We start from the raw sequence: 15261 nt of genomic DNA, 5'->3' as shown, positions 1-15261 counted from the left end.
GCCCGGCCCCAGCAGGCGCTCGAGATGCGAGCTCGTGGGCTCTCTTGCAGTCTGCCTCGCGTCCCGGGTCGCGACAACAGGTTCCGGCAGGTTCGGGCTGGTCAGGCCCGGTCAGGCGGCTGCGCGGCTCGTGGGGGTGCGGCGCACGAGGGCGGCGACGGAGAAGTCGTTGGGCAGCGAGAGCCGGATGATCTTGCGCCACGCCGAGCCGACCTGCACGGGCAGCGCGCCGGTCGTGTACGTGAGGTCATACTTGTCGAAGAGGGCCTTCACCTTGGGCGCGATCTCCTGGTAGCGGTTGCTCGGCAGGTCGGGGAAGAGGTGGTGCTCGATCTGGAAGCTGAGGTTGCCGGTCATGAAGTGCATCGCCGTGCTGCCGCTGATGTTGGCCGAGCCGAGCATCTGGCGCAGGTACCACTCGCCGCGGGTCTCGCCGACGATCGACCTGCGCTCGAAGGTCTCGACGCCCTCGGGGAAGTGGCCGCACATGATGACCGAGTGCGTCCAGAGGTTGCGCACGAGGTTGGCGGTGAAGTTCGCCGCGATGGTGTGCAGGAACGACGGCCCGGACAGGATCGGGTGGATGACGTAGTCCTTCGTCGCCTGACGCCGGATCTTGCGCAGCACCTGCTTGGCGCGGGCCCGGAACTCGGGGTCGCGACGGCGTTCGGGGGTCGCGAGGTTCTTGCCGAGCTCGAGGTCGTAGGCGGCGATGCCGTACTCGAAGAAGCACGCGTTGAGGAAGTTCCACAGCGGCTGCCCGAGGTGCATCGGCACCCAGCGCTGGTCCTCGTCGACGCGCATGATGCCGTAGCCGAGGTCGTTGTCCTTGCCGATGACGTTGGTGTACGTGTGGTGGAGCTCGTTGTGCGAGTGCTTCCACTGCTCGGACGGGCTCGCGTTGTCCCACTCCCACGTCGTCGAGTGGATCTTCGGGTCACGCATCCAGTCCCACTGGCCGTGCATGACGTTGTGGCCGATCTCCATGTTCTCGATGATCTTCGCGATCGACAGGCCGACCGTGCCGACGACCCACGCCGGCGGGAAGAGCGAGACGAGCAGGATCGCGCGGCTGCCCATCTCGAGGGTGCGCTGGGTCTTGATGACCTTGCGGATGTACTCCGCGTCGCGGGCGCCGCGCGTGTCGATGACGTCCTGCCGGATCGCGTCGAGCTCGATGCCGATCTGCTCGATGTCCTCGGGCGTGAGGTGGGCGATGGGGTTGTCGGCCTTCTTCTGGAGGACGGTCACGATGTGGGTTCCCTTCGGGTTCAACAGGTTCGGTATGCCGCTGTGCCGGCTCTCGCTGCCCGGCCCGGTCGGCGCGTGGCTCGGAGGCCGGCCCGGGGGCGGCTCAGTGGTCGATGTGGCAGGCGCCGGCGGCGGCCGAGATGCAGGTCTGGATGCGGACGCCGTCTCCGGGGACGGCTGTCGTCAGCTCGCCGTTGCGCAGGTCGCGGACCGCGCCCTCGCGCAGCGGCAGGACGCAGCCGAAGCAGATGCCCATCCGGCACCCGGAGGGCATGAGGACCCCGGCGGCCTCGGCGGCGTCGAGGATCGGCGTCGCCCCGTCGGCCTCGACGGTGGTGCCGCTGCGCGTGAAGCTCACCCGGCCGCCCTCGCCGGTGACGACGATCGTCGGACGGAACCGCTCGGTGTGGATCCGGTCGGCGAAACCGCGTGCGGCCCAGTGCTCCTCGAGGAGGTCGAGCAGCCCCGTCGGGCCACACGCCCACGTCTCACGCTCGGCGAGGTCGGGAACGAGCCGCTCGAGGCGCTCGGTGTCGAGCAGGCCCTCGGCGTCGGTGTGGATCGTGGTCAGGGTGATGCGGTCGTCGGCGGCGAGCTCGGCGAGGTCGGCCCCGAAGATGACGTCGGCGCGGGAGGGCGCGGAGTGGACGACGACGACGTCGGCCAGCTCGGCGGCATACGACCGGAGGATGCCCATCACGGGGGTGATGCCGCTCCCGGCGGTGACGAAAAGGAGGCGGCGGGGAGCCGGCGTCGGGAGGACGAACTCGCCCGTCGCCTGGTCGAGCTGGATGACGGTGCCGGCGCGAGCCTCGCGGACGAGGTGGTTGCTGACGACGCCGTCGGGGATCGCCTTGACGGTGATCGTGAAGCGGCCGTCGGAGCGGTCGGCCGGGGAGGTGACGGAGTAGGCGCGCCACTGCCGGACCCCGTCGACGTCGACGCCGATGCGGACGTACTGACCGGGGACGTGGCCGCGCCAGCCGCGACCCGGACGGATCGTGATCGTCGCGGCGTCGGCGGTCTCGGGCTCGATCGCCTCGATGCGGCCGCGGAGGTCGGCACCCGAGAGCAGAGGGTCGACGACGTCGAGGAAGTCGCTCGGGAGCAGGGGCGTCACCGCGAGCTCGGCGAGGCGCACGAGCCGGTCGCGGAGACGAAGGGTCGGCCGCCGGGTCGCGTCGGCCGCAGTGTCGGCCGCAGTGTCGGCCGCAGTGTCGGCCGCAGTGTCGGCCGCAGTGTCGGCCGCAGTGTCGGCCGCAGTGTCGGCCGCAGTGTCGGCCGCAGTGTCGGCCGCAGTGTCGGCCGCAGTGTCGGCCGCAGTGTCGGCCGCAGTGTCGGCCGCAGTGTCGGCCGCAGTGTCGGCCGCAGTGTCGGCCGCAGTGTCGGCCGCAGTGTCGGCCGCAGTGTCGGCCGCAGTGTCGGCCGCAGTGTCGGCCGCAGTGTCGGCCGCAGTGTCGGCCGCAGTGTCGGCCGCAGTGTCGGCCGCAGTGTCGGCCGCAGTGTCGGCCGCAGTGTCGGCCGCAGTGTCGGCCGCAGTGTCGGCCGCAGTGTCGGCCGCAGTGTCGGCCGCAGTGTCGGCCGCAGTGTCGGCCGCAGTGTCGGCCGCAGTGTCGGCCGCAGTGTCGGCCGCAGTGTCGGCCGCAGTGTCGGCTCCGTTGACGGCGCTGTCGGTGAAGGCCTCGGTGTCGGCCAGGGTGGCGGCCAAGGTGCCCGGTCGCCCGACGGTTGTGGTCATGGATCCATCGTCTTACGCTCGGTGGTGCAAGACCTGCGCTATCGGCGTGAATCGGATCGACTGTTTTGTTCGCTGGGAACAACTATGGAGATGACATGACACCGGCGAAGGCACGTGGAACCGATGGTCGCCCCTCCGAGCTGGGCAAGGGGGCCGAGCTCGCCCTCGACCCCGCCGTCATGGCGACGCTGCGCGCCGAGCTGCCCGCCGTGGCCGACCGCACGGTCGAGGCGATCACGGCCGAGGTCCCCGGCTACGCGGGGGCGCTGCGCGGCGCCATGGGGCAGACGATCGCCAGCGCGGTCCAGCTCGCCCTCGGCGGCTTCCTCGACCTCGCCTCGAGGCCGAGCGGGTCCGGCCCGTCGCGTCCCGTCGGGCCCGCCCTCGAGGGCGCCTACCGGCTCGGGCGCGGAGAGGCGCGGAGCGGCCGGTCGCTCGACGCGCTCCTCGCGGCCTACCGGGTCGGGGCGCGGGTGTCCTGGCAGCACTTCTCATCGGCCGGAGTCGCGGGCGGGCTCGACTCGGGGACCGTGGCCCGCTTCGCCGAGCTCGTCTTCGCCTACATCGACCAGCTCTCCGCCGCGAGCGTGTCGGGCCACGCCGACGAGCTCGCCCAGAGCGGACGCGTGCGCGCCCGTCACCTCGAGCGCCTCGCCCAGTCGCTCATCGGGGGTGCCCCGGCCGACGTCCTCGGCGCGGCCGCCCAGCGGGCCGAGTGGGTGCCGCCCCGCTCGCTCACCGCCGTCCTCGTGCCCGAACGGCGGGTCCGCGGTCTGCTCGCGCGCCTCGACCCCCGCACGCTCGCCCCCGGCGACGACGTGCCCGGGCTGCCCGAGGGCGACGTCGTCCTCCTCGTCCCCGACGCCGGGGGTGCGGCCCGCGCCCGGCTGCGGTCCGACCTGCAGGGCAGCGACGCCGTCGTCGGCCCGGCCTCGCCCTGGGCGAGCGTCTCGGCCTCCTTCGACCGCGCGGTCCGGGCCCGGCGGCTGGGCCTCGGCGGCGACCAGGCCGGGGGACGACCCGTCGACACCGACGAGCACCTCGCGAGCCTGCTCCTCGCCGCTGACCCCCTGGCGCTCGCCGACCTGCGCGCCCGGGTGCTCGCGCCGCTGTCCGCGCTGCGGCCGACCGTGGCCGACAAGCTGACCGAGACGCTCCGCTCATGGCTGCTCAACCACGGGCGCCGCGACCACATCGCCGCCGAGCTCTTCGTCCACCCGCAGACGGTGCGCTACCGGCTCGGGCAGCTCCGCGAGCTCTACGGCGACCGGCTCGACGATCCCCAGACGATCCTCGAGCTGACGATCGCCCTCGCCTGAGCGCGTGGCCGGGTCCGCTTCTGCCGTGGGCGGATTCGCCCCCGGCAGATCCTCCTGGCCGGTCCCGGCCCGGTGGTCGCACGCTGGGGTGATGACAGAGACACTCGCCCCCGGCCCGCTCGACGACCAGCTGTCGATGCAGCTGCTCCACCAGCGGATCATCGTGCTTGGCGCAGAGGTCGACGACCCCGTCGCCAACCGGATCACCGCCCAGCTGCTGCTCCTCTCGGCCCGTGACCCCCGGGCCGACATCAGCCTCTACATCAACTCGCCCGGCGGCTCGGTCACGGCCGGCCTCGCGATCTACGACACGATGCGCGTCATCCCCAACGACGTCAGCACGCTCGCGCTGGGGCTCGCCGCGAGCATGGGGCAGTTCCTCCTCGGGGCCGGGACCCCCGGCAAGCGCTACGCCCTGCCCAACGCGCGGGTCATGATGCACCAGCCCTCGGCCGGGATCCAGGGAACCGCGGCCGACGTGGAGGTGCAGGCGGCGAACCTCGCGGCCGTCAAGCGGCGTGTCAACGAGCTCCAGGCCGACAACACGGGCCAGACCGTCGAGCAGATCACCCTCGACAGCGAGCGGGACCGCTGGTTCAGCGCCGAGGAGGCAGCGGCATACGGCATCGTCGACCACGTCATGAGCTCGCTCACGGACGTCCGCCCGGTCGGCGTCGAGCGGCGGGTCGGACTGCGATGAGCAGCTACACGATTCCGTACGTCGTCGAACGGACCCCCGCAGGGGAGCGCAGCTTCGACATCTACAGCCGGCTGCTCCAGGAACGGATCATCTTCGTCGGGACGGAGATCGACGACGGCGTGGCCAACGTCGTCATGGCCCAGCTCCTCCACCTCGCGCACGTCGCCCCCGAGCGGGAGGTCTCGCTCTACATCAACTCGCCGGGCGGCTCCTTCACGGCCCTCATGGCGATCTACGACACGATGCAGTTCGTGCCGACGCCGGTCGCGACGTACTGCCTCGGCCAGGCGGCCTCGGCCGCCGCGGTGCTCCTCGCGGCCGGGGAGCCCGGCCGGCGCTTCGCGCTGCGGCACTCACGGGTGCTGCTCCACCAGCCTTCGGGAGGCGGCCAGGGGACCGTGTCCGACCTCGCGCTGCAGGCGGGCGAGCTGCTCCGGGTGCGGTCCCAGGTCGAGGAGGTGCTGAGCCACCACACGGGTCGGACGGTCGAGCAGCTGCGCCGCGACACGGACCGCGACCATGTGCTGACCGCGGTGGAGGCACTCGACTTCGGGGTCGTCGACGACGTCATCGAGCGCGCGGGCGAGGTCGGCGCCGTCGGCGCGCGGCAGGGTGCTCAGGCCGCGAGAAGGCTCGGCTCCGACGACCGGGCAGGCGAGGCCGGGATCGACGCGAGAGAGGTGACGGGGCGGTCGACGGTGAGGTCGAGCACGCCGTAGGCGGTGTCGCCCGACCGGTCCGCGGAGCCGTCGCGCAGCTCGACGTGTGCGGCTCCGACGAGACCGGTGATGCTCGACCCGAGCGCCACGCAGACCGCGGCGAGCACCTCGGACGACGGCTCCTTGAGCCCGCGCTCGATCTCGGAGAGATAGGCGATCGAGACCCCGGCCTCGGCGGCCACCTGCGCCAGGGTCCGTCCCTGGCGCTGGCGCAGGCGGCGGATGAGCCGGCCGTAGACGACCCGGAGAAGCGGGGTTGGCCTGGTCGCGGGTCGGGGGGTCGGTCGCGACGGATGCCGCTGCCCGGAGGGCCCCGGGTGTCGGGCGAGCTGGGTCATGGCCGTCTCCGATCGTGAGGCTGGGGGCTGGGCGTCTCCCCAGACTCGCACGCCACGGTGGGGTCCGTCGCTCAGTCGGGATACGCCCTCGGCGAAAGACCACCGTCGTCGAAAAAGATGTTGACAGTGTCCACACGCGATCTAGGCTGTCAGGGGTGGGCCGTAGCGTCGGACCACGCAGACCACCGATCGGGGGAACCACAGCAATGACCATCACCGACACCCTCCGCGACCCTCTCCGTCCGGCGCGGAAGGAGTACTCCGGGCCAGCCATGGAGGCCGAGCACCTCGTCAAGACCTTCGGCGACATGACCGCCGTCGACGACGTCAGCTTCACCGTTCCGCAGGGCAGCGTCCTCGGCCTCCTCGGGCCCAACGGTGCAGGCAAGACGACGACGGTGCGGATGATGACGACGCTCACCCGGCCGACGAGCGGCACCGCCCGGGTCGCCGGGCACGACGTCCTCACCGACCCGGACGCCGTCCGCCGGAGCATGGGCCTCACCGGACAGGCCGCCACCGTCGACGAGTTCCTGACCGGCCGCGAGAACCTCCGGCTCATCGGGTCGCTCTACGGCCTCTCCCGGGCCGACATCGCCCGGCTGGGCGACGAGCTGCTCGAGCGGTTCTCCCTCGCAGACGCCGGCGACAAGGTCATCAAGAGCTACTCCGGAGGCATGCGACGGCGCCTCGACCTCGCCGTGAGCCTCATCGCCGCGCCGCCCGTCCTCTTCCTCGACGAGCCGACGACGGGCCTCGACCCCCGCAGCCGCGTCGAGCTCTGGGAGGTCCTGCGGGGGCTCGTCCGCGACGGGACGACCCTGCTGCTGACGACCCAGTACCTCGAGGAGGCCGACCAGCTCGCCGACCGGATCGTCGTCGTCGACCACGGCCGGATCATCGCCGAGGGCACCCCGCTCGAGCTCAAGGACCAGTCGGGCCGCGCCAGCATCGTCCTCACCGTCTCGCACGCCGACCAGCTCGAGGAGGCCAGGCGTCTGCTCGCGGCCCACACCTCCGGCGTCCACGTCGACGAGGCCGCCCGCCAGCTCACCGCACCAGCGGACGGCCTGGCGGACATGACGCGCATCGCCGGTGTCTTCGCCGGCACCGACATCGTCCTCGACGACCTCGGCCTCAAGCGGCCGAGCCTCGACGACGTCTTCCTCAACCTCACCGGGCACCGGGCCGAGACGGACCGGGCCCACGCAGACGGCGACACCGCCGAGGAGTCACGATGACCGACTACACCACCGCCGCCACCGCGATTCGCGACGAGTCCCGGACGGCCACCGACGTCCCGCGGTCCACCGCGGCCCCCGCCGTCACCGCACCGCACCTCCACGCGCCGAGCCGCCTGCGCGAGGTGCGCACCATGGTCTGGCGCAACCTCAAGCACATCCGGCGCCAGCCCGAGATGCTCGCCGACGTCACGATCCAGCCGATCATGTTCGTGCTGCTCTTCGCGTTCGTCTTCGGCAGCTCGATCCAGACGCCCGGCTCGGGATACCGCGAGTGGCTGCTGCCCGGAATCATGGCCCAGACGATGGCCTTCTCGTCCTTCGTCGTCGCGATCGGCCTGACGGCCGACATCGGCCGCGGCATCGTCGACCGGTTCCGGTCCCTGCCGATCTCTCGCTCCTCCGTCCTCGTCGGGCGGAGCATCTCCAGCCTGCTCCACTCGAGCATCGGCATCGTCGTCATGTCCGTCACCGGTCTCGCGATCGGCTGGCGCATCCACGAGGGCTTCGCCAAGGCCGTCCTCGCCTTCGGCCTGCTGCTCCTCTTCGGGTTCGCGATGATCTGGCTCGGGATCCTCGTCGGATCGAAGTTCACCTCCGTCGAGGGCGTCAACGGGTTCATGTTCACGACGATGTTCCCGATCACCTTCCTCGCCAACACCTTTGCGCCGACCGACAACATGACCCCATGGCTGCGGACCATCGCCGAATGGAACCCGATCAGCGCCCTGGTCCAGGCGCTGCGAGAGCTGTGGGGCAACGCTCCGGCCGCCGGGCCCGATGCCGCGTGGCCGCTCCAGCACCCGGTGCTCGTGACCGTGGTCTGGTCGGTCGGGCTCGCGATCGTGTTCGCGCCGCTCGCGATCCGCGCGTTCGTCAAGCGCACGGAGGACTGACCGGGGGCCGAGGCGGCCGGCCATTCGCATCGGGGGAGCGAGTGGCCGGCCGCCTCGTGCGTCACCTCGGGAGCTGCCACTCCTGCCACGTCGCGACCTGGCGGAAGCCGAGCCCCGCATAGAGGCCCACGGCCATCTCGGACGACTGGAGGCTCGCCGTCACGGCACCTCGCGCCCGCGCATCGGCGAGCGCGACCCGCAGGACCGCGGAGGCGAGGCCGCGCCTCCGGGCCTCCGGTCGTGTCGCGACCATCGAGACGTTGACGTCGTCGTCGCAGCGGAAGAGGGCGGCACACGAGTCGCCACCTCGGTCGGTCCACACCTCGAGGCCCTCGACGCCCGCGAGCAGGTCCGGGTCGAGCCCGTTGAGCTCGTCGACCACGTCGACAGGCCGGCCGCCGACCACGGCTGACCGGTCCGCCTCTGTCGGGGGCGGCGCGTCCTCGATCCGGCACACCATCGGGTGCGTCACCTCGGAGCGGGCGAACCCGGCCGCCTCGACAACCGCCGCGCACCCGGGCGAATGGGTCCACACGGCATACGCGCTCGTCGGCGGATAGAGCTCGCGCAGGCACGGCAACGCACCCGGCTCGAGAAGGATCGCGTTGTCGAGCACGGGGTGGTCCGGGACGCGCGAGGCGACGACACCCTCGTCCTCCACGACCCACGACCCCGGATGCGGGGCCGCCATGGCGCGCCACGACGCGGCGAGCGTCCGGATGTGGCGCGAGAGAGGCCCGTCGGCGTCGTCACGCATGGCGGCAGCGTAGTGGCGGCGTCGGCCGGATGTGGTTGGCATCCCGCCCGATGGGTAGGGCACGGGGGACGGACATCCGCGTTGGCCCCGTGCTCGCCCAACCGAGGGCGCGCATCTCGGGTCCGACGCCCGGCCTGAAAGGGGCTCACGCCCATGACCGAACGACACCACGAGACGCAGGAATCCACGCAGCAGGTCTCGACGTGGGACCCGGTCGACGACACCGGCATGCCTGCAGCGCAAGGCGGCTCGACGGCATACTCGACGGCACACCCGACGGAGTACCCGGCGGAGTACCCGGCGGGTGGCCGCACCGACACTGCGCCCCACGTGACGCGGGAGTACCCGGAGGCGGCGACTGCCACCGCGCAGCCGCCGGCAGGAGAGGGCACCGCGGCCGTCGTCAAGGACGAGGCCGCCTCGGTGGCGCAGGACGCGAAGGCCGGAACGGCGCGGGTGGCCGACACCGCGAAGTCCGAGGTGAAGGACGTCGCCGCCGAGACGACCGCACAGGTGAAGCAGCTGCTCATGCAGCTGCGCACCGAGCTCAACGACCAGGCCTCCACGCAGAGCGGTCGGGCGGTCGGGGGCCTTCGCTCCCTCGCCGACGAGCTCGGCCAGATGGCTTCCGGCACGAGCGTCGAGCAGCGCGGCATCGCCACCGACCTGGCGGAGCAGGCCTCGTCGAAGGCCCGTGAGCTGGCCGGCTGGCTCGAGCGCCGTGAGCCCGCCGAGCTGCTCGACGACGTGCGGTCCTTCGCGCGCCGCCGGCCGGGCACCTTCCTCCTCGCGGCGGCCGCGGTCGGCGTCATCGGAGGCCGGCTGACCCGCGGCCTCACCGCCGACGGGGACGAGCCGACCACCGGCTCGGGGACCTCCGGAGCGACGGGGTCCTACCCCGCTGCAGGCACCTACGGGGCCACCGACCCCTACGCGGCAACGGACCCCTATGCGAGCACCGACCCCTACGCGGGAACGGACCCCTACGCAACCACGGGTGGCACCCCGGCGCCCAGCACCTACACCGCCGAGGACGCGTACCCGGCCTCGAGCACCTACACCGCGGAGAACGCCTACCCCGCGACAGCGACGTATCCGGCCGTCGACGAGGACGACAGCCTCGGCATCTTCGACGAGGAGCGCCGATGACCAGCACATGGAGCGGCGGCCAACCCGTCCCACCGCCGGAGTCCTACCCCGCCGGGACCCTGCCATCGGACCCGGTGCAGTCGGAGACCTATCCGACTGACTCGATGGGCACCGGCTCGATGGGCACCGGCTCGATGGGCACGCACCTGGGCATGGAGACGGCCGAGGAGAAGGCGCAGAGCGCCTCGATCGGCGAGCTCGTCGGCGACATCACCAGCGGGCTCTCGACGCTCCTGCACCAGGAGGTCGCGCTCGCCAAGGCCGAGGCGCGGGAGACCGCCACCAGGGCCGGCCGGGGGGCGGGGATGCTGAGCGGCGCCGCCGCCGCCGGGTGGTTCACCCTGCTCTTCCTCTCGTTGGCCGTGTGGGAGTGGTTGTCTCGCGCCATCGACGACCGCGGCTGGGCCGCCGTCATCGTCATGGTCATCTGGGCCGTGGTCGCAGCCGTGCTCGCCATGGTCGGGCGCCGCGACATCAAGCAGATCCAGGGAATGCCGCGCACCGTGGAGACCGCCAAGCAGGTCCCCGGTGCGCTCAAGGGACACGAGGAGCAGCTGTGAGCACCGAGATGAGCAGCCCGACCGGCGGCCGCACGACCGACCGAGATGACGTGCTGGCGACGACGGGCATGCGGACCGACCCGGATGCGATCCGCGCCGACATCGAGCGGACCCGGAGCGAGCTGAGCCGGGACGTCAACGCGCTCGGCGAGGCCGTCACCCCGGGCAACGTCGCACGCCGTCAGGTCGACAAGGTCCGCGACGCGGCGGGCAGCGTGAAGGACCACGTCATGGGCTCGGCCTCCGACCTGGGCGACTCGGCCACCGGGATGGCCTCGGGAGCCGCATCGGGCGTCGGCGATGCCGCCCACGACGCGAAGCAGGCGGCGGCCCGGCGCGCGAGGGGCAACCCGCTGGCCGCGGGGTTCGTCGCCCTCGGGGTCGGCTGGCTCGTCGGCAGTCTCCTGCCCGCCTCCGCGAAGGAGCGCGAGCTGAGCGAAACCGTCAAGGACCGGGCCCAGCCCGCACTGGACGAGGCCAAGAGCGTGGCGAAGGAGTCCGCGGAGCACCTCCGTGAGCCGGCCCAGGCGGCCGTCGCCGAGGTCAAGGACCGCGCCCAGGCCGCGGTCGAGAACGTCACGGACGAGGGGCGGCAGGCGGCCGACGACGTCCGCGCCAGCGCCGCTGAGTCGAGGGACGTCGTGCAGGAGCAGCGCCACGGCTGACCCCTCCGCGACGGAGCGCACGTCCCGGGGACCGTGTCCCCGGGACGTGCCCGTCAGAGGCCCCTTGGTGGCCCGGACGGGTGGCCCGGACGGGTGGCCTCGGCGTCAGAGGTTGTGGTGGAAGTCCATGTGGTGCGTCCCGTCGGCATCGATCCGGAGGGCGACCGTCCCCGTGATCCCCTCGAGCTCCTCGGTGCCGCTTCCCGGCACGATGAGGCCGTACTCGTTCGCCCGGTCGGAGCCGCTCGTCGAGGCGGCGTGGACGAAGTTGAACGCGCCCCGCCTGCCGTCGACCGTCCCCTCGAAGGACTCCATGGCGACGTACGTCCCGACCCCGGTGCTCTGGTCGAACGCCGACGTGAACTGCGTGATGCTCCGCCCGACGACGTCACCGGCATACGTCTTGCTCATGCGCAGGTGGCCGGTCGGCAGGCCGGTCGTGATCGCGGGGACGTAGTCGGTGACGTCGAAGTCGGACGTCGTGAAGGTCGCGCTGCTCGTCATGACGCGACAGTATGCCGCCGGGCAGGGAGGCGCTTGAAGGTTCCCGACAGCGTCAAGATGCCGTCAAGACGCCGAACGGGATCGGTGTTTCGAGCCCCAGGGCGACTTCGCCGTGGTTGCGTGGAGGCATGACAACCGAGTGGCTCACTCTCCACCGGGGTGCCGTCCGGTGGGCTGCCGCGCTGGTCCCGCTCGCCCTGGCGGGGCTGCTCGCCCTCTTCCGGGACTCGATGTCGCAGAGCACCCAGGCGATGCTCCTCGTGCTGCCCGTCGTTGCGGCGGCCGCGACCGGCGACCGCGTCGCCGGCGTCATCTCCGCGCTCGCTGCCGCGGGCGGGTTCGACTTCTTCCTCACCGTTCCCTACCTCAGCCTCTCGATCCACCAGCGGGACGATCTCGTGCTGGCCGTCGCGCTCGTCGTGGTCGGCCTCGCCGTGACCGAGCTGGCGCTGTGGGGGCATCGGGCGCAGGCCGCTGCCCAGCGCCGAGACGGCTACCTCGCCGGGATGCTCGAGCTGCTCGCGATCGCTCCCGACTCGGAGGGCAGGGCGCTGCCCCGGGCCGTGGCGAAGTCGATGACGAGCCTGCTCGACGTCGACCGGTGCGAGTGGGTCGAGGGAACGCCGTCGCCCGACGACGCGGTCGTCGACAGCCAGGGCCGGGTGACGGTCCGCGGACACGACCTGCGCGTCGGGGTGGTTGGCCTGCCGACCGACTCGTGGACGGCGGTCCCCGTCGACGAGGCCGGCCGGACCGTGGGGTACTTCCGCGTCGCCGCCGCCTCGCGGGTCGTCCGTCCGACCCCGGACCAGCTTCGGGCCGCGGTGCTCCTCGCCGGCCAGGTGCTGCGGGCCGGTCCCTCAGGTGGGGGTCGGAGCCGAAGCAGCCCCGGCCCGAGCTCGCCTCAGCAGGGGTAGGGCGCCGGGCTCACTCGACCTGCGAACGGAGCCAGGCGATGTCGGCGCGCTGGCCCTCGAGGCCACCCGGGGTCTCGCAGACGACCGGTGCGCCGGCCGCCCGGATGACACCAGCAAGGGCGTCTCCGGCGATGTGGCCGGACCCGAAGTTGGTGTGCCGGTCTGCGCCGGAGTCGAACTCGTCGCGCGAGTCGTTGGCGTGGACGAGGTCGATCCGGCCGGTGATGGCCCGGATCTCGTCGACGACGGAGCCGAGGTCGTTGCCGCCGGCGTGGGCGTGGCACGTGTCGAGGCAGAACCCGACGGTGTCGCCCCCCTTGGCCCGGCCGATCGCGTCCCAGAGCCGCGCGATCGCCTCGAGCCTGCGGGCCATCGCGTTGTCGCCGCCGGCGGTGTTCTCGATGAGGAGGCGCACGGGCATGTCGAGGCCGTCGATGCACTTGCGCCAGTTGTCGAAGCCGACCGCGGCGTCCTCGTCCTTGCCGAGGTGGCCGCCGTGGACGATGACCCCCTTGGCGCCGATCTCGGCGGCGGCGACGAGGTGCTGCTGGAGGAGCTTGCGTCCGGGGATGCGGATCCGGTTGTTGGTCGCGGCGACGTTGATCGGGTAGGGCGCATGGACGTAGAGGTCGATGCCTGCGGCCTCCGCGTCGGACTTGAGCGCCTCCGCTCCTCCGGCGTAGCGCACGACGGGCCCCTTGTAGCTCTGGGGGTCACCGAGGAAGAACTGCGAGAGCGTCGCGCCCCGCGCCTTCGCCTCGGCGATGGGGTCCTCCTGGTCGACGTGCGCTCCGATGTGCAGGGTGGCCATGCGGCCCACTGTATGCCGCGGGGCCGACGCCGCTGTCTGGTGTCGAGACGACCTGGTGCCGTTCGACGTCGTGGTGAGACACCGCTTCGGACCACCTGGAGGACGACATGAGCACCACGGACCGGGACCCCATCGCGGCCGCCGCGCCGACCGCGGTCGCGCCGACCGCCCCGGCCACGAGCCCGCGTCAGTGGCTCGCCCTCGGGGTCCTCGCCCTGACCGCACTTCTCCTCTCGCTCGACGTGAGCGTGCTCTACCTGGCCCTGCCGGAGCTCTCCGCCGACCTGGGCGCCACCACGACCCAGCAGCTGTGGATCCTCGACATCTACTCGTTCGTCCTGGCCGGGTTCCTCGTCACGATGGGAGCGCTCGGCGACCGGATCGGCCGTCGAAGGCTCCTCCTCGCGGGCGCGGCAGGCTTCGGCATCGCGTCGGCGTGCGCGGCCTACGCCACCTCGCCCGGCCAGCTGATCCTCTGGCGGGCCGTGCTCGGCATCGCGGGGGCGACCCTCCTGCCCTCGACCATGGGTCTGCTCCGGACGATCTTCACGACGGAGCGCTCCCTCACGACGGCGATCGGCGTGTGGTTCAGCTGCTTCATGGGAGGCATGGCTGCGGGACCGCTCGTCGGGGGCGTGCTCCTCGAGCACTTCTGGTGGGGCTCGGCGTTCCTCCTGGGCATCCCGTTCATGGTGGTGCTCCTCGTCGCAGGTCCGCGGCTGCTCCCGGAGTCCGATCGCCACGTCGGCGGCCCGGTCGACATCGCGAGCTCGGTGCTGTCCCTGCTGACGATCCTGCCGGTGATCCACGCCTTCAAGGAGGTCGCGCGCGGAGGGAACCTCTGGGCGGCTGCGGGCTCAGCGGCATACGGCATCGTCATGGGAGGGCTCTTCCTCCGCCGCCAGCGGCGCATCGCCAACCCGCTCGTCGACCTGACGCTCTTCCGCGGCCGGGTGTTCTCGACGGCGCTCGCGGTCATGCTCGTCGGTGGGGTCGTCATGGCCGGGATCTCGTTCGTCAGCTCGCAGTGGCTCCAGCTCGTCGCGGGGCTCGACCCGCTCGGCGCCGGCCTGTGGATGCTGCCGGCGAACCTCGCCCTCCTCCTCGGCTCGGCGTCGAGCGCGGCGATCGGGCGTCGCCTCGGCGCCGGCCGGACGATGGCCCTAGGCCTGATGATCTGCGCTGCGGGCCTCGCCATCCAGACGCAGGTCGGGGTGCTGGCCGGGGTCGGGCTGCTCGTCGTCGGCATGGCGCTCGCGTCGTTCGGGATCATGCTCCCGTCGACGTTGACGATGTCGGTCATGATGGAGTCTGCGCCCCGTGAGCGGGCGGGCTCGGTCGCCTCGCTGTCCGAGACGTCGGGCGAGCTCGGTGTCGCTGTCGGCGTCGCCGGGCTCGGTTCGCTCGCCACGTTCGTCTACCGCGACCAGCTCGCTCCGTATGCCGCCCAGCACCCGTCCGACGCCGGCTCGGTCGCGCTCGACAGCCTCGCCGGTGCCGTGCACGGGGCCGTCTCGGTCCCGGGCGGGGTCGGGCGCGGTCTGCTCGAGGCGGCCCGGGAAGCCTTCACGACGAGCCTCGAGGTCGTCGCCGGGGTCGGCGCCCTCGTCTTCGTGGTGGTCGCGGTCGCCGCGTGGCACGTCCTGCGCGAGCGCGCGTGAACGGACCGGCGTCGTTGGGGCGCCCGAGGGGGAGG

The 15261-nt window shown here is 72.3% G+C and carries 16 protein-coding genes; 10 read left to right on the top strand and 6 right to left on the bottom strand.

The window, feature by feature from the left end; all coding sequences use genetic code 11:
• Positions 1-111 precede the first annotated feature (111 nt).
• On the bottom strand, positions 112-1275 hold the full coding sequence (locus N865_RS01805; protein WP_245603632.1) for a fatty acid desaturase family protein: 1164 nt from the start codon (positions 1273-1275) through the stop codon (positions 112-114).
• Between the two features lie 79 nt (positions 1276-1354).
• Positions 1355-2989 carry a ferredoxin reductase gene (locus N865_RS23810; protein WP_084327862.1) on the bottom strand — a complete coding sequence of 545 codons (1635 nt, stop codon included), beginning with the start codon at positions 2987-2989 and terminating at the stop codon, positions 1355-1357.
• 95 nt (positions 2990-3084) lie between these two features.
• On the opposite strand from N865_RS23810, the gene N865_RS01795 reads away from it, so the two are divergent.
• From N865_RS01795 to N865_RS01785, 3 genes are all read left to right on the top strand, one after another.
• On the top strand, positions 3085-4308 hold the full coding sequence (locus tag N865_RS01795) for a PucR family transcriptional regulator (protein ID WP_051509864.1): 1224 nt from the start codon (positions 3085-3087) through the stop codon (positions 4306-4308).
• 91 nt (positions 4309-4399) lie between these two features.
• On the top strand, positions 4400-5008 hold the full coding sequence (locus N865_RS01790; RefSeq protein ID WP_034800885.1) for an ATP-dependent Clp protease proteolytic subunit: 609 nt from the start codon (positions 4400-4402) through the stop codon (positions 5006-5008).
• Complete coding sequence (locus tag N865_RS01785) at positions 5005-5727, top strand: ATP-dependent Clp protease proteolytic subunit (RefSeq protein ID WP_084327861.1); 723 nt, start codon at positions 5005-5007, stop codon at positions 5725-5727. The genes N865_RS01790 and N865_RS01785 overlap by 4 nt, the downstream gene beginning before the upstream one ends.
• On the opposite strand, the gene N865_RS21485 is transcribed toward N865_RS01785, so the two are convergent.
• Complete coding sequence (locus N865_RS21485) at positions 5625-6065, bottom strand: helix-turn-helix domain-containing protein (protein WP_051509861.1); 441 nt, start codon at positions 6063-6065, stop codon at positions 5625-5627. The genes N865_RS01785 and N865_RS21485 overlap by 103 nt on opposite strands.
• Before the next feature lie 272 nt (positions 6066-6337).
• Here N865_RS21485 and N865_RS01775 point away from each other — a divergent pair, with 272 nt between their 5' ends.
• Both N865_RS01775 and N865_RS01770 read left to right on the top strand, forming a co-directional pair.
• Positions 6338-7306: a daunorubicin resistance protein DrrA family ABC transporter ATP-binding protein gene (locus tag N865_RS01775; RefSeq protein WP_034801091.1), complete on the top strand. Its 969-nt coding sequence runs from the start codon at positions 6338-6340 to the stop codon at positions 7304-7306.
• Positions 7303-8202 carry an ABC transporter permease gene (locus N865_RS01770; RefSeq protein ID WP_034800883.1) on the top strand — a complete coding sequence of 300 codons (900 nt, stop codon included), beginning with the start codon at positions 7303-7305 and terminating at the stop codon, positions 8200-8202. Before N865_RS01775 ends, N865_RS01770 begins: the two co-directional genes overlap by 4 nt.
• A gap of 61 nt (positions 8203-8263) precedes the next feature.
• Here the strand turns inward: N865_RS01770 and N865_RS22950 are convergent, their stop codons facing one another.
• Positions 8264-8959: a GNAT family N-acetyltransferase gene (locus tag N865_RS22950; RefSeq protein WP_051509856.1), complete on the bottom strand. Its 696-nt coding sequence runs from the start codon at positions 8957-8959 to the stop codon at positions 8264-8266.
• Between the two features lie 153 nt (positions 8960-9112).
• On the opposite strand from N865_RS22950, the gene N865_RS22945 reads away from it, so the two are divergent.
• Genes N865_RS22945 through N865_RS01750 form a run of 3 tightly spaced genes read left to right on the top strand, consistent with a single transcriptional unit; the run spans position 9113 to position 11333 of the window.
• Positions 9113-10108, top strand: coding sequence for a hypothetical protein (locus N865_RS22945; protein ID WP_051509854.1), 996 nt, complete (start codon positions 9113-9115; stop codon positions 10106-10108).
• The gene (locus tag N865_RS01755; protein WP_322786049.1) at positions 10105-10668 is read left to right on the top strand and encodes a phage holin family protein; all 564 of its coding nucleotides are present in this window, start codon (positions 10105-10107) and stop codon (positions 10666-10668) included. Before N865_RS22945 ends, N865_RS01755 begins: the two co-directional genes overlap by 4 nt.
• Positions 10665-11333 (top strand): DUF3618 domain-containing protein, encoded by a 669-nt coding sequence (locus N865_RS01750; RefSeq protein WP_245603631.1) that lies wholly within the window; start codon positions 10665-10667, stop codon positions 11331-11333. Before N865_RS01755 ends, N865_RS01750 begins: the two co-directional genes overlap by 4 nt.
• A 105-nt stretch (positions 11334-11438) precedes the next feature.
• On the opposite strand, the gene N865_RS01745 is transcribed toward N865_RS01750, so the two are convergent.
• Positions 11439-11837 carry a DUF3224 domain-containing protein gene (locus N865_RS01745; RefSeq protein ID WP_034800880.1) on the bottom strand — a complete coding sequence of 133 codons (399 nt, stop codon included), beginning with the start codon at positions 11835-11837 and terminating at the stop codon, positions 11439-11441.
• A gap of 128 nt (positions 11838-11965) precedes the next feature.
• Between N865_RS01745 and N865_RS01740 the strand changes: the two genes are divergently transcribed.
• Positions 11966-12754: a DUF4118 domain-containing protein gene (locus tag N865_RS01740; RefSeq protein WP_051509853.1), complete on the top strand. Its 789-nt coding sequence runs from the start codon at positions 11966-11968 to the stop codon at positions 12752-12754.
• A gap of 10 nt (positions 12755-12764) precedes the next feature.
• On the opposite strand, the gene N865_RS01735 is transcribed toward N865_RS01740, so the two are convergent.
• Positions 12765-13565: a deoxyribonuclease IV gene (locus tag N865_RS01735; protein ID WP_034801075.1), complete on the bottom strand. Its 801-nt coding sequence runs from the start codon at positions 13563-13565 to the stop codon at positions 12765-12767.
• A gap of 107 nt (positions 13566-13672) precedes the next feature.
• On the opposite strand from N865_RS01735, the gene N865_RS01730 reads away from it, so the two are divergent.
• Positions 13673-15226 carry an MFS transporter gene (locus N865_RS01730; protein ID WP_034800878.1) on the top strand — a complete coding sequence of 518 codons (1554 nt, stop codon included), beginning with the start codon at positions 13673-13675 and terminating at the stop codon, positions 15224-15226.
• The last annotated feature ends 35 nt before the right edge of the window (positions 15227-15261 follow it).

It is taken from the genome of Intrasporangium oryzae NRRL B-24470 (genome assembly GCF_000576595.1).
Classification (GTDB): domain Bacteria; phylum Actinomycetota; class Actinomycetes; order Actinomycetales; family Dermatophilaceae; genus Intrasporangium_C; species Intrasporangium_C oryzae.
Note: the sequence above shows the minus strand (reverse complement) of the source record. Positions and strands in the feature narration are given on the sequence as shown.

Excerpts from the sequence above, each read along its gene's own strand:
- N865_RS23810 (WP_084327862.1), bottom strand. The coding sequence starts at position 2,989 with ATGACCACAACCGTCGGGCGACCGGGCACCTTGGCCGCCACCCTGGCC.
- N865_RS01795 (WP_051509864.1), top strand. The coding sequence starts at position 3,085 with ATGACACCGGCGAAGGCACGTGGAACCGATGGTCGCCCCTCCGAGCTG.
- N865_RS01790 (WP_034800885.1), top strand. The coding sequence starts at position 4,400 with ATGACAGAGACACTCGCCCCCGGCCCGCTCGACGACCAGCTGTCGATG.
- N865_RS01785 (WP_084327861.1), top strand. The coding sequence starts at position 5,005 with ATGAGCAGCTACACGATTCCGTACGTCGTCGAACGGACCCCCGCAGGG.
- N865_RS21485 (WP_051509861.1), bottom strand. The coding sequence starts at position 6,065 with ATGACCCAGCTCGCCCGACACCCGGGGCCCTCCGGGCAGCGGCATCCG.
- N865_RS01775 (WP_034801091.1), top strand. The coding sequence starts at position 6,338 with ATGGAGGCCGAGCACCTCGTCAAGACCTTCGGCGACATGACCGCCGTC.
- N865_RS01770 (WP_034800883.1), top strand. The coding sequence starts at position 7,303 with ATGACCGACTACACCACCGCCGCCACCGCGATTCGCGACGAGTCCCGG.
- N865_RS22950 (WP_051509856.1), bottom strand. The coding sequence starts at position 8,959 with ATGCGTGACGACGCCGACGGGCCTCTCTCGCGCCACATCCGGACGCTC.
- N865_RS22945 (WP_051509854.1), top strand. The coding sequence starts at position 9,113 with ATGACCGAACGACACCACGAGACGCAGGAATCCACGCAGCAGGTCTCG.
- N865_RS01755 (WP_322786049.1), top strand. The coding sequence starts at position 10,105 with ATGACCAGCACATGGAGCGGCGGCCAACCCGTCCCACCGCCGGAGTCC.
- N865_RS01745 (WP_034800880.1), bottom strand. The coding sequence starts at position 11,837 with ATGACGAGCAGCGCGACCTTCACGACGTCCGACTTCGACGTCACCGAC.
- N865_RS01740 (WP_051509853.1), top strand. The coding sequence starts at position 11,966 with ATGACAACCGAGTGGCTCACTCTCCACCGGGGTGCCGTCCGGTGGGCT.
- N865_RS01735 (WP_034801075.1), bottom strand. The coding sequence starts at position 13,565 with ATGGCCACCCTGCACATCGGAGCGCACGTCGACCAGGAGGACCCCATC.
- N865_RS01730 (WP_034800878.1), top strand. The coding sequence starts at position 13,673 with ATGAGCACCACGGACCGGGACCCCATCGCGGCCGCCGCGCCGACCGCG.